Consider the following 12,597-nt stretch of genomic DNA (forward strand, 5'->3'; position numbering starts at 1 on the left):
TCCTTCGATGGCGGTGGCGGCAGGGGCCGCCAGCATAGTCCGACCTGCATCATGGCGGCGTGGCCGGCCCGCCGACGGCCTCGTCAGCGGCAGGTTCATCCGCCGACCGCCGCCATGTGCGACAGCAGCCCGGTCTGTTGCTGGTGCAGGCGATGGCCGTCGGCCTTGGCGCCCAGTTGCCCGGCGATGCGCGCCACCAGCGCGTCGTGATCGCGGTCGGCCTGCAGCAGCGGCCGCAGCGGGATGCCCCATTCGCCGAACAGGCACAGCCGCAGGTCGCCGCGCGCGGTGACCCGCAGCCGGTTGCAGCCGGCGCAGAAGTCGCGCGAGTACGGTGCGATGATGCCGATGCGCCCGGCATGGCCCGGGCGTCCGTATTCGCGGGCCGGGCCGCCATCGGCCGGGCGCGGGCGCAGTTGCCAGCCCTGTTCGATCAGCGCCTGCTCCAGCGTTTCCGCGCGCAGGTGGTGGCGCAGGAAGTATTCGCGGTTGTCGCCGGTGCGCATCAATTCGATGAAGCGGACCGCGGTGCGGCGATCGCGCAGGTAGTCGACCCAGGCGGGCAGCTCGTCGTCGTTCAGGCCGCGCAGCAGCACGGTGTTGATCTTGACCGCCTCGAAGCCGAGCGAAAGCGCCAGATCCACGCCCTCGGCCACCTCGGCGTGGCGATCGTGGCCGGTGATGGCGTGGAAGCGCGTGCCGTCCAGGCTGTCCAGGCTGACGTTGAGCGCGGTCAGGCCGGCGTCGCGCCAGCCGCGCACGCGCGCCGGCAGCAGGCAGCCGTTGGTGGTCAGCGCGATCCGGGCGATGCCGGGCACCGCCGAGATCGCGGCGATGATCGGCACCAGATCCTTGCGCAGGCTTGGTTCGCCGCCGGTCAGCCGGACCTTGGTCATGCCCAGCGCGGCGAAGGCGCGGACCAGGCGGACGATTTCCTCCAGCGACAGGAAGCCGGCCCCGCCGGTGGCGCGGTAACCGTCGGGCAGGCAGTAGCTGCAACGGTAGTTGCAGGCTTCGGTCAGCGACAGGCGCAGGTAGGGAAAGCGGCGGCCGTGGCTGTCGGCGAGCACGCCCGGCACCGGTCCGGCGCCCGGGGATATCGGCATGCCGATGGTCGACGGGTCCGGGACGGTGGCGGGGCGCATGCCCGCCGCATCGCACCGGAGTGCCATCGCTGGTATGCCTTTCATGGGCGGGCAGCTTATCGGCCGGCTTGCCGGCGGGGTTTGATCGAAATCAACCCCACCCCATTCGGGCAGGCCACGGCCGCATGCACGGAGCCGCGCCGTTCAGGCCAGCCGCTGCAATCCCAGGAAGAAGACCAGCAGCACCGTGTTGATCGCCCAGGTCACCGTGAGCGCCCGGGCGAGCAGGCCATAGCGGGGATCGGCGGCGCGCGGCGCCGCGCGCCAGACCGCGATCACGATCCAGGCGGTGTAGGCCAGCAGCAGGCCGAGCAACGCGACAATCACGCCCGCCTGCGCCGGCCGCGCCAGCATCCACAGCAGCAAGGCCCACAGCAGGCTGCTCGCGGCCACGCCGTAGAGCCAGAACACCCTCCACAGCGGACTGCCTTGTTTGTGCGGATCCGGGTTGGACATCGCCTCGCGCCTCCCGTTGCAGTGGGGATGGAGGAACCCGCGCCGGCAGCGGCAGCGGCGGATTCCGGCTTGCGTCGGCGATGCTACACCCTTGCAGGCGGCCCTGCCCCCGCGCCGCGCCCTTCAGCCGCGGCGCAGCGAGAAATGCCTGAACTGGCGATGCAGCCGCGCCAGATCCGGCATGGCCGAGGCGATCGGCAGGCAGCCCTCGCCGCGGCACTCCTGCACGATCCAGCGTTCCACGCCGCGCGCGGCCAGTTCGTCGGCCAGCCGGTACAGATCGGCCAGCGGGAACAACCCCGGCTCCCAGGTGGTGCGGCATTCGTGATCGACGCCGCTGTCGCGCAGGGCTTGCAGCGATTCATCGATCGGCGCGGCGCTGCGGTCGCGCCGGGTCACCTGGTCGTACAGGTCGCGCGGCGCCTTGACGTCCAGGCCCACCCAGTCCAGCAGCGGCAGGATCCGGCGCAGCCGCGCCGGGTACATGCCGCCGGTGTGCAGGCCGACCCGGTAGCCCAGCGCCTTCACCCGCGCGATGGCCTCCGGCAGCGCGGCCTGCGAGGTCGGTTCGCCGCCGGAGAACACCACCGCGTCGAGCAGGCCGCGGCGGCGTTCGAGGAAGGCTTCCACCGCCGTCCAGGCGATGCCGCCGGCGGCGCGCGCCGGCAGCAGTTCCGGGTTGTGGCAGTAGCCGCAGCGCCACGGGCAGCCTTGCAGGAACAACACCGCCGCCAGCCGGCCGGGAAAGTCGATGCTGGTCAGCGGCGTCATCCCGCCGACGCGGATCATGCGGCGGCGGCCACCGGCGCGGCGCAGGCGCGTTCGCTGAAGAAGCGGCGCTCGGCGTGCTCGCCCTGCTTGCCGATGTTGAAGCTGGACACCGGGCGGTGGTAGCCCATCACGCGGGTCCAGACCTCGCAGCGCTGGCGCTGCGCGTCGTCCAGCGTGGCGTGCGCATTGTGGGTGTGGGAAGCCGGGTTGCTCATGCGTGCATCTCCTTGGGTGATGGAACGGCGACGGGTCGCGGCGCGGCGGCCGCCTGTTGTTCCGCCAGCAGCCGCTCGTCGCAGCGCGGGCAGAATTCGTGCTCGCCCGCCAGGTAGCCGTGCACCGGGCAGATCGAGAAGGTGGGCGTGACGGTGATGTACGGCAGGCGGAAGCGGCCCAGCGCGCGCCGTACCAGCTCGCGGCAGGCCTCGCCGCTGGACACGCGCTCGCCCATGTACAGGTGCAGCACGGTACCGCCGGTGTAGCGCGATTGCAGCGCCTCCTGCCGCTCCAGCGCCTCGAACGGATCGTCGGTGAAGCCGACCGGCAGCTGCGAGGAGTTGGTGTAGTAAGGCTGCTGTCCGCTGCCGGCCTGGAGGATGTCCGGCCAGCGCCGGCGGTCCTCCTTGGCGAAGCGGTAGGTGGTGCCTTCGGCCGGCGTGGCTTCGAGGTTATAGAGGTGGCCGGTGTCCTCCTGGAACTCGACCATCCGCGCGCGAATGTGATCGAGCATGCGCAGCGCGAGGGCGTGGCCCCATTCGCTGGTGATGTCGTGGGCGTCGCGGGTGAAGTTGCGGATCATCTCGTTGACCCCGTTCACCCCCAGCGTCGAGAAGTGGTTGCGCAGCGATCCCAGGTAGCGCCTGGTGTACGGGAACAGGCCGTCGTCGATCAGCTTCTGGATCACCTCGCGCTTGATCTCCAGGCTGCGCATGCCCAGTTCCAGCAGTTCGTCCAGCCGCCGGTACAGCCCTTCCTCGTCGCCGCGGTGCAGGTAGCCCAGGCGCGCGCAGTTGATCGTCACCACGCCCAGGCTGCCGGTCTGCTCGGCGCTGCCGAACAGGCCGTTGCCGCGCTTGAGCAGCTCGCGCAGGTCCAGTTGCAGGCGGCAGCACATCGAGCGGATCTGGCCCGGGTCCAGTTCGGAATTGATGAAGTTCTGGAAGTACGGCAGGCCGTACTTGGCGGTCATCTCGAACAGCCGCTGCGCGTTCTCCGATTCCCACGGGAAGTCGGCGGTGATGTTGTAGGTCGGGATCGGGAAGGTGAACACCCGCCCGCGCGCGTCGCCGGTGGTCATCACCTCGATGTAGGCGCGGTTGATGAGGTCCATCTCGGCCTGCAGCTCGCCGTAGGTGAACGGCATCTCCTGCCCGCCGATGAACGGGGTTTGCTGGCGCAGGTCGGCCGGGCAGACCCAGTCGAAGGTGAGGTTGGTGAACGGGGTCTGCGTGCCCCAGCGCGAGGGCACGTTGAGGTTGAAGATCAGCTCCTGGATGCACTGCCGCACTTCGTCGTAGGACAGCCCGTCCTTGCGCACGAACGGCGCCATGTAGGTGTCGAACGAGGAGAACGCCTGCGCACCGGCCCATTCGTTCTGCAAGGTGCCGAGGAAGTTGACGATCTGCCCCACCGCCGAGGACAGGTGCCTGGGCGAGCCGGCCTCGACCTTGTTGGGCACGCCGTTGAAGCCCTCGTACAGCAGCGTGCGCAGCGACCAGCCGGCGCAGTAGCCGGCCAGCATGTCCAGGTCGTGGATGTGCAGGTCGCCCTCGCGGTGGGCGCGGCCCACCTCCGGCGGGTAGACCTGCGAGAGCCAGTAGTTGGCGGTGACCTTGCCGGACACGTTCAGGATCAGCCCGCCCAGCGAGTAGCCCTGGTTGGCGTTGGCGTTGACCCGCCAGTCGGCTCGGGTGAGGTACTCGTCTATCGACGCGACCGGGTCGATCAGGGCCGCCGGGGAGGTCTTGCGGGGGGAGGAAGTCGTTTCCATACCTTTCCACTTATCCACAATATGTTGTGGAAACCATCCCACAAAACAACCATATGTAGTTTGACTTGGATCAAGTGGGGGGCGCCCGGCGGGGGGAGCCCGCCTCCTGCCGCCGCACCGCGGGGCGGGCCTGGTCGGGGACGGGCTGTGTCACGGCTTAGCCGCGTGCCCTCACCCCTGCCCCTCTCCCGCAAACGGGAGAGGGGAACCCAGAGACGTCTCCACAACCTCCCTTCTCCCGCTTGCGGGAGAAGGTGGCCGAAGGCCGGATGAGGGAAATCCCCGCGCCGAACCAGGCTATATGCCCGTAACGCCTACTGGATGCGGCTTCGCCGCGTGCCCTCACCCCTACCCCTCTGCCGCAGGCGGGAGAGGGGAACCCAGAGACGTCTCCACAACCTCCCTTCTCCCGCTTGCGGGAGAAGGTGGCCGAAGGCCGGATGAGGGAAATCCCCGCGCCGAACCAGGCTATATGCCCGTAACGTCTACTGGATGCGGCTTCGCCGCGTGCCCTCGCCCCTACCCCTCTCCCGCAGGCGGGAGAGGGGAACCCAGAGACGTCTCCACAACCTCCCTTCTCCCGCTTGCGGGAGAAGGGCCTGCCCCGTACCTGATACGGGGTGGCCGAAGGCCGGATGAGGGAAATCCCGCGCCGGCCCGGGCTACCCGCCGAGAATCGGCAGCACGCTGCGCTGCCGCAGCGGCGACGGCGTGGCGAACGGATCCTGCTGCATCTGGTAGCGCTGCCAGAAGTTGTCGGCGATGCGCCATGCCGCCTCGTCGGCCTCGGCGCGCAGGGCCGGGTTGCCGGATTCGGCGGTGGTCTGCGCGAACAGTTCCAGCCAGCGCAGGAACAGTTCCGCCGACAGGCCGGGGATGGCCATGTGCTTGGGCATCGGCGCGCCGCGGAAGCGGCGGGTGCCGCGCAGCAATGCCGACCAGAAGGCGACCAGCTGGTCCAGGTGCTCCGGCCAGTCGTGCACGCGCGCCTCGAAGATCGGACCCAGCCGCGCGTCGAGACGCACGCGCGCATAGAAATCGTGCACCAGGCGCACGACTTCCTCCTCGCTGCATAGCTCGGGGCCGGGCCGCGGCGGCGCGGCGGGGACGGGTTGGATGCGCGGGCGATCGTTCACGCCGGCATTATCGCCGATGCCGCGCCCGCGCATCGCGGTTCACGGCGCGCCCTCGCCTTCCGGCACGTAGATCATACTGCCGTCCTTGAGCCGGTAGGCCACGCCGGCGCGCATGCCCTGCCCTTCGCCGATCTCGCCGCTGGCCTTGTAGCGTTCCAGCTTCTTGCCGTCCTTGACCACGATCTCCATCTGCGCCTCGCCGGGATTGACCACTATCACCGCGCGTTCCTGGCTGAAGGGATTGAACGGGTTGCGGATCAGCGCGATCAGCAGGATCGCGATGATCACCAGGAACACGTCGATCAGGTTGACCACCGACAGGATCGGATCGTCCTGGTCCTCCTCGCCCAGGTAGCGATGGCGCGCGCTCATCGCGCCTCCTGCATCAGCTTCTCGATGCGGCGCAGGTCCTGCAGCAGCCAGCGCCGGCGCACCACCAGCACGGTGTAGATGGCCGAGGCCGCCAGCAGCGAGACGATCACCGCGGCGAAGGCGACGCTGACGTGGCGCGCGACCTCGTCCATGCGGCCGTCGGACAGGCCGGCCAGCGCCGGTCCCATCGGGATCATCGTCGCCACCAGTCCCAGCATCGGCGCGGTGCGGGTGCCGATGCGCAGCGGCTCCAGCCTGCGCAGGATCCACAGTTCCAGATCCTCCATCCCGTCCCCGCTGCCGCGCCAGTGGCGCTCCAGCGCGTGCGTGCGCTTGTCTCCGTATCGCTGCACGGCCTCGACCAGGAAGGCGCCCAGCGCGTAGCAGGCGTAGAGGAACAGGAACACGATGATCGCCAGCACCGGCGCGAGGAACCAGCCGGACAGGTGATAGAGGAAGTTCTCGATGGGGTTCATGCGGTTTCCAGACGGGAAGCGTTGACGGTAAGGAGGACTTGGGCGCGGACGCCGCGCGCCTGCGCGAAGGCGCCGCCGGTGAACGCCAGCGCGGCGGGCAGCAGCCCCCACCACAGCCACGGCGAAGGGGCCGGCGTGGGCGCGGGCGTGCTGGCGCGCAGGCGCAGGCCCTGCACGCGCGCCATCGCCGGTGCGGGCGGCGGCGTATCGGCGGGTTGTTGCTGTTGTCGTTGCGGCGGTGGCGGCGCGGCGACATCGGCGGCGCGCGATTGCGGGCGCGCGGATGCCGCGGCCGGCGCAGCGCGCGCCGGCGCGGCCAGGCCGAATCCGGCCGACAGCCGCGCCACGTGCGGGCGCAGCTGGCTGCTGCCGGGCAGCAGGTCCAGCTTCGATTCGAGTTCATTCCAGGTGCGCGCCAGGCTGCGCAGGGTCGCCTCGTCGGCCTGCCAGTAGCCCTTGCGGTGCGCCTCCAGCATGCGCTCGACGATCTGCGCCAGCGCGTGCGGGTTGCTGCGCTCGAACCATTCGCGCATGCCGAGTCGATGGCGATCCTGCACGTAGACGTCGTGGAATTCCTGCCACTGGCGATCGCGCACCATGCCGGGGTCGACCGCCTGCCAGCCCCAGAAGTTGTCCAGCGAGGACACCACCTCCAGCGTGCCGGCGTAGCCTTCCTGCTGCATCTGCCGGATCCAGCCGGGATGGAACTGGCGCGTCTGCAACTCGGCGGCGAGGAAGCGCGCCGCGCTCTCCACTTTGCTGCGCACCGGATCGCGCAGGTTGGAGATGAACAGCGCCGGCGCCTTGCCGTCGAGGTGGCGCACCGCCAGCGACAGCCCGCCCAGGTAGGAGAACGGATCGTCGGTGGTCAGCATGCCGTACAGGTTGGACGATCGCGACAGCACCGCCGCCTGGGTGCCGCGCAGTTGCTCGGCGTAGGCGTTGACGCCCTTCGGAATCTCGCCCCAGTGCTTCGGATCGGGGCCGTAGCCGTGCTGCATGCGCTGCAGGTAGGACTCGGCCAGTGTGGCGTCGCTGTCCCACGCGTCGGTACGCAGCACCTTGCCGCCCAGGCCGCTGCCGTAGTTGCCCTGCGCGCTGGAGAAGATGCGGGTGCGCGCGTAGCGATCCGCCGCCTCGTCGTCCAGCCCCTGCGTCTTCAGCCGTGCGCGCACCGCCGCGGTGTGGCGGGCGATGGCGTTGTCGCCGCCCTCGGCGGCCTCGGCCAGCGCCAGCGCCTCGTTGAGCCGCTGCATCACCACCGGGAACTGGTCGCGGTACAGGCCGGTGGCCGACAACACCACGTCCACGCGGGGACGACCGAGTTCGGCGGAAGAAATCAATTCGACGCCACTGATGCGGCCGCCCTCGTCCCACACCGGCCGCACGCCCAGCGCGGCGAACACCTGCGCCTCGAGGATGCCGTTGTGGCGCATGGTCTCCACGCCCCACAGCGAGAACGCCAGCTTCTCCGGCGCCTGGCCGTGTTCGGCGCGGTACGCCTCCAGCAGTTGATCCAATGCGGCCTGCCCGGCCTGCCAGGCCGCGCGCGACGGCACCCGCATCGGGTCGAAGCCGTACAGGTTGCGGCCGGTCGGCAGGCTCTCCGGCGTGCGCAGCGGATCGCCGCCCAGGCCCGGCGCGCTGTAGCGGCCGGCCAGCGCGGCCAGCAGCGCCTGCGTCTCGTGGGTGGCGTCGAGCGAGGCGTCGGCGCGGCGCGCGGCCTGCAGCAGATCGCGCTCGGCCTGGGGCGCGCCGCCGGCCAGCGGCTGGCCCTCGCGCAGGTGGTGTTGCAGCCAGGCGCGGCCGGGTTCCTGCGCCAGTTCTCGGTAGTCCACGCTGGCGGCATGTTCGCTCGCCAGTCCCAACGCCTGATCCAGGCGCTGGCCCAGCATCAGCCGCACGGTGTCGGTGCGGCGCTCGCCGGAAGCCGATGCGCCGAAGGTGTGCAGGCCCTGCGGCTGCGCCTGCCCGGCCAGCGCATCGAGGTATTCGTGCAGTGCGATCAGGAAGTCGTCGAACCCGGCCTCGATGCGCGCGCGCGACCAGCCCAGGTCGCCGGCGATGCTGCCGTCGGCGGCCAGCGCGGTCAGTTCGCTGCGCACCTGCTCGCGCACCGCGCCGTGATCGAGCTGGTGGTATTCCTCGATCAACTGGTGCATGCGCAGCGGCTCGCCGTGCAGGCCGGCCGCGCCGAACGCGGGGGTCTGGTGGCTGACGATCACCGCGCGGCCGCGCCGCTTGGCCTGCAGGGCCTCGCCGACGTCGTCGACGATGAACGGGTAGACCACCGGCACGTCGCCGACCAGCAGCATCGGGTTGTCGTGCACCGACAGGCCGCGCTCCTTGCCGTAGGTCCATTCCTGCGTGCCGTGGGTGCCGAAGTGGACGATGGCGTGGCTGGCCAGCGGCTCGCGCAGGTACAGGTAGGTCGCCAGGTAGTGGTGATCCACCGGCGTGCCGGTGTCGTGGTAGGACGCGCCGCTGTCGCCGCCGCCGCCGGCCCCGCTGCGGGTGGGCTGCGGCAGCAGGGTCACGTGGCCCAGGGTCAGGCGCGGGATGGCGAAGTAGTCCTCGCCGCCGCGCCGGATCACGAATGCGCCGGCCTCCGGCTCACCCCAGCGCGCGACGATGGGCGCGCGCACCGCTTCCGGCAGCGCCTGCAGCCAGCGCCGGTATTCGCGCACCGGCAGCAGGCCGAGCAGGCCCTCGCTTTCCAGCGCCTCCCACTGGCCGTCGCGGTAGTACGGGGCCAGCAGCCGTTGCAGGCGCGGCAGCAGCATCGCGGCCGTCTCGTGGCCGGCGTCGTAGCCGGCCGCGCGCAGCACCGCCAGCGTGTGCGCCAGGCTCTCGGGCAGGTTCAATCCGGACGCGCCGAGGTTCTTCTCGCCCGGCGGGTAGTTGTAGAACACGATCGCCACGCGCTTGTCCGGCGCCGGCGTGCGCCGCAGCGCGGCGTAGTTCAACGCCTTGGCCAGCAGCGAGTCCATCTGCGCGGGGATCGGCTGCGGCGGCGTGCGCGACTTGCCGGCCGCCACGATCAGCGGATCGATGAAGCCGGCCTGCTCGGGGATGGCCAGGTAGAACGAGGTCGCGCCGGGCGAGATGCCCTGGCGATCGGCCCGCCATGCCGCTTCCGGACCGTCCCAGTAGGTGATCGCCTGCAACACCGGCACGTCCAGCCGCGCGTAGTCCTGGCCGATGCTGCCGCGGTACATGATCTCGAAGTTGACCACCACGTCGACGAAGGCTTCGCCGCCGCGCATCAGCAGCGCCTCCACCGGTGCGCCGGCGTCGGTGTCGCGGAAGAACGGCACGGCGATGCCGTCGCGCGCCTCGACGCCGCGGATCAGCGCGTCGATGTGCGCGGTGGAATCCGAGCCGATCGCCGAGGCGAACATCGCGATGCCGACCACCGGCTGGCCCGGCTTCACCTTCGGCCCCAGCCAGGCCAGGTAGGCGTCGAGATCGGCGAAGGCGAGATCGCCGTAGTCCGGATGGTAGAGGCCGGTCTTCGGCATCACCAGCGGCGGCATCGCGTCGGCCGGCGCGCGGCCGCTGGCGCGCCAGCGCGACAGGTAGTCCATCAGCGCGGCCAGGTTGCGCTCGCCGCCGTTGCGCGCGTAGGCCGCCAGCCGCGTGGCCGCCTCGTCGTCCAGCCCGCGCGCGCGTTCGCCGTCGCGATCGACCAGCAGCACGCGCGGCAGGTCCGCCAGCTGCTGCGCCAATTGATCGTCGCGGTACATCTGCACCGGCGGCACTTCCACCAGCACCAGATCCGCCTGGCGCATGCGCGCCAGCGCCTCCGGCAGCGCGTCGGCCGCCAGCGGCGCGGCATGGTAGTCCAGCGCCACGCCGGCGGCGGCCGCCTGCTGCCGGTACAGCGCCAGCTTGCCCTGCGGGAAGAAACCGCTACCCACCAGCGCCAGCCGCGCCGCGCCGGGCGCCGGTTCCCGCGCGGGGGCCTGCTGCGCACCCGCCTGCCCGCTTCCGAGCAGGAGAGACAGCAGCAGGACGGGCAGCAGCAGGCCGCCACGCAGGATGCTTGTCGGCAACGCGTGCCGCATCATGATCAGAAACCCAGGCTCAGCATCGCGTAGACGAAGCGCCCGCGCTCGCGATAGTTGTACGGCGCGCCGCCGTCCTCGACCCGGTGATCGGTCAGGTTCTCCACGCCCAGCTGCACGCTGGCGCGCTCGCCGAAGCGCCGCCGCACCGCCGCGTTCCACAGGCCGTAGGAAGGCTGCTGCAACAGCGCCGCGCCGCTGGCGGCCGGGTAGACCCGTTGCCGGCCGGTGTATTCGTAGCGCGTCTCGACCTGCCAGGCCTGGCCCGGGCTGGTCCAGTCCAGGCGCGCGTTGCCGGACTGCAACGGCCGCTCGGCCAGGCGCTGGTCGCTGCGCTCGTCGCGCACGTCGTTGTAGGCATGGCTGGCGGTCAATCGCAGGCCCGCCGGCAGCTCCGCGCCGAACTCGGCCTCGGCGCCGCGGATGCGCACGTCGTCCACGTTCTCGTAGCGGTACAGGCGGCGCAGCGGCAGGGTGCAGCGCTCGACGCAGACGCTGTTGATCAGGTCCTCGACGGTGTTGCGGTAGACCGTCACCCGGCCCCAGAAGGCGTCGCGCGAATAGCCCAGCGACAGCTCCACGTTGTCGCTCATCTCCGGCTGGATGTCGGGGTTGCCGATGAAGCTGTGCGGACCGTCGAAGCGGTAGTCGGGCGAGATCTGCTTGAGCATGGGCGCCTTGAAGCCGCGCGAGTAGCCGCCCTTGAGCGTCCAGTGCTCGGCCGGTTTCCACACCGCGTAGATGCGCGGGCTGAACTCGCTGCCGAACAGTTCGTGCTTGTCCCAGCGCACGCCATAGACCAGGTCGAACGCCTCGCCGATGCGCCACTCGTCCTGGCCGAACAGCGCGTACTGCCTGGCCTCCTCCTCGCCGCCGGCGAAGGAGGGATGCTGCAGGCGCTCGGCGCGCGCCTCGAAGCCGCTGGTCAGGTGGTGGCGCTCGCCCAGCGCGAGGCCGTAGTGGCCGTCCAGCGCCTTCTCGCCGGCTTCCTGCTCGGGCGAGGGCGCCACGCCCTCGGTGTTGTGCTGGCGCTGGTGGATGGTGGCGGTATAGCCGCGCAGGCGCAGGTGGCCGCCGCCCAGCTCGCCGTCGTAGGACAGGCCGGCATGGGTGCGGTCGAAGTCGTAGGACTGCCGGTAGAACAGCGCGCCGCTGCGGGTGCCGTACCAGCGATCCTCGTCGCCCTTCATCACCGTCAGCGCCAGCTTGTGCGCCTCGCCCGGCCGCCATTGCAGGCGCGCGCGCAGCGTGGTCTGTTCCTGGCCCTCGCGCTGCGCCAGGCGCGCGTCGGAGGGTTCCGGCAGCGGCTGCTGTTCCTGCCAGGCACCGTTGACGGTCAGGCTGAAGTCCTGGCCGAGCGGGCCGGAGGCGTAGACGCTGGCCTGGCGCAGTTCGCCGCCGTCGTCCTCGGGCAGGTGGCCGTAGCCGATGCGCGTGCTGCCGCGCCACTGCCTGGCGTCGCCGCGGGTGATGATGTTGATCACCCCGCCCAGCGCGTCGGATCCGTACAGCGAGGACAGCGGCCCGCGCACGATCTCGACCCGCTCGATCGCCTCCAGCGGGATCCAGCCGAATTGCAGATCGCTCAGGCCGAACACCTGGTCGGTGGCGGCGATGCGCTCGCCGTCGATGAGCACCAGGGTGTGCCGGCTCTCCATGCCGCGGATGCTGACCACGCGCCGGCCGAGGCTGCCGACCGCGCGGACGTTCAGGCCCGGCGCATCGCGCACCGCGTCCAGCACGTCGCGCGCCGGGCGCATGCGCAGTTCCTCGCCGGTCACCACGGTCACGCTGGCCGGCGCGCTGTCCACGCTGCGCTCGGTGGCCGTGGCGGTGACGATGATGGCGTCCAGGTCCTTGACGTCGGCGGCGGCGAAGGCCGGCGTCGCCAGCAGCGCGCCCAGCAGGACGGCCGGTTTCAGCAGGCGGGAGGGAGGAAGGGTGCGCGCATGCGCGGGATGGCCCAGCGGACGCTGCTGCCAAAGGGAGGATCGGTGCATCGCGAGGGAACTCCAGATCGGTTTCGGAGAGAAGCGCGGGCTGGGCCATTACCTGGCGCGCTGTCAAAAGCTTCCTGAAACGATAATGATTCCCATTTGCTTTTGATTTGATCTGGATCAAGCCGGCCGGGATCTTTGGGGATCCGTGGGCTCAAAGCAGCGGAGCAAGCTCCGCTCTACATCA

At 70.7% G+C, this 12,597-nt stretch carries 10 protein-coding genes; all 10 read right to left on the reverse strand.

What is annotated here, in order from left to right; genetic code table 11:
- Positions 1-95: 95 nt before the first annotated feature.
- The 10 genes from moaA to AAG688_RS16115 all read right to left on the reverse strand — a co-directional run bounded on the left by moaA (position 96) and on the right by AAG688_RS16115 (position 12,413).
- Entirely contained in the window at positions 96-1,106 is a 1,011-nt protein-coding gene (moaA, locus tag AAG688_RS16070) for a GTP 3',8-cyclase MoaA (protein ID WP_411833193.1), read from the reverse strand.
- Positions 1,107-1,289: 183 nt separating this feature from the next.
- Positions 1,290-1,601, reverse strand: coding sequence for a hypothetical protein (locus AAG688_RS16075; RefSeq protein ID WP_411833194.1), 312 nt, complete (start codon positions 1,599-1,601; stop codon positions 1,290-1,292).
- Between the two features lie 123 nt (positions 1,602-1,724).
- The gene (locus tag AAG688_RS16080) at positions 1,725-2,372 is read right to left on the reverse strand and encodes an anaerobic ribonucleoside-triphosphate reductase activating protein (RefSeq protein ID WP_411833195.1); all 648 of its coding nucleotides are present in this window, start codon (positions 2,370-2,372) and stop codon (positions 1,725-1,727) included.
- A 14-nt stretch (positions 2,373-2,386) separates the two neighbouring features.
- A complete protein-coding gene (nrdD, locus tag AAG688_RS16085; protein ID WP_411833196.1) occupies positions 2,387-2,587 on the reverse strand; it encodes an anaerobic ribonucleoside-triphosphate reductase in 201 nt (66 codons plus the stop codon).
- The gene (locus tag AAG688_RS16090; protein ID WP_411833197.1) at positions 2,584-4,362 is read right to left on the reverse strand and encodes a ribonucleoside triphosphate reductase; all 1,779 of its coding nucleotides are present in this window, start codon (positions 4,360-4,362) and stop codon (positions 2,584-2,586) included. Before AAG688_RS16090 ends, nrdD begins: the two co-directional genes overlap by 4 nt.
- Before the next feature lie 662 nt (positions 4,363-5,024).
- Entirely contained in the window at positions 5,025-5,498 is a 474-nt protein-coding gene (locus tag AAG688_RS16095) for a group III truncated hemoglobin (RefSeq protein WP_411833198.1), read from the reverse strand.
- A gap of 39 nt (positions 5,499-5,537) precedes the next feature.
- A complete protein-coding gene (locus tag AAG688_RS16100) occupies positions 5,538-5,870 on the reverse strand; it encodes a DUF2149 domain-containing protein (RefSeq protein WP_411833199.1) in 333 nt (110 codons plus the stop codon).
- Positions 5,867-6,346, reverse strand: coding sequence for a MotA/TolQ/ExbB proton channel family protein (locus AAG688_RS16105; RefSeq protein WP_411833200.1), 480 nt, complete (start codon positions 6,344-6,346; stop codon positions 5,867-5,869). The genes AAG688_RS16100 and AAG688_RS16105 overlap by 4 nt, the downstream gene beginning before the upstream one ends.
- Positions 6,343-10,401, reverse strand: a complete 4,059-nt coding sequence (gene cobN / locus AAG688_RS16110) for a cobaltochelatase subunit CobN (protein ID WP_411833201.1) — start codon at positions 10,399-10,401, stop codon at positions 6,343-6,345. The genes AAG688_RS16105 and cobN overlap by 4 nt, the downstream gene beginning before the upstream one ends.
- Before the next feature lie 17 nt (positions 10,402-10,418).
- The gene (locus tag AAG688_RS16115) at positions 10,419-12,413 is read right to left on the reverse strand and encodes a TonB-dependent receptor plug domain-containing protein (RefSeq protein WP_411833202.1); all 1,995 of its coding nucleotides are present in this window, start codon (positions 12,411-12,413) and stop codon (positions 10,419-10,421) included.
- Positions 12,414-12,597 lie beyond the last annotated feature (184 nt).

The organism is Pseudoxanthomonas mexicana (assembly GCF_046736355.1).
Classification (GTDB): Bacteria; Pseudomonadota; Gammaproteobacteria; order Xanthomonadales; family Xanthomonadaceae; genus Pseudoxanthomonas_A; species Pseudoxanthomonas_A mexicana_B.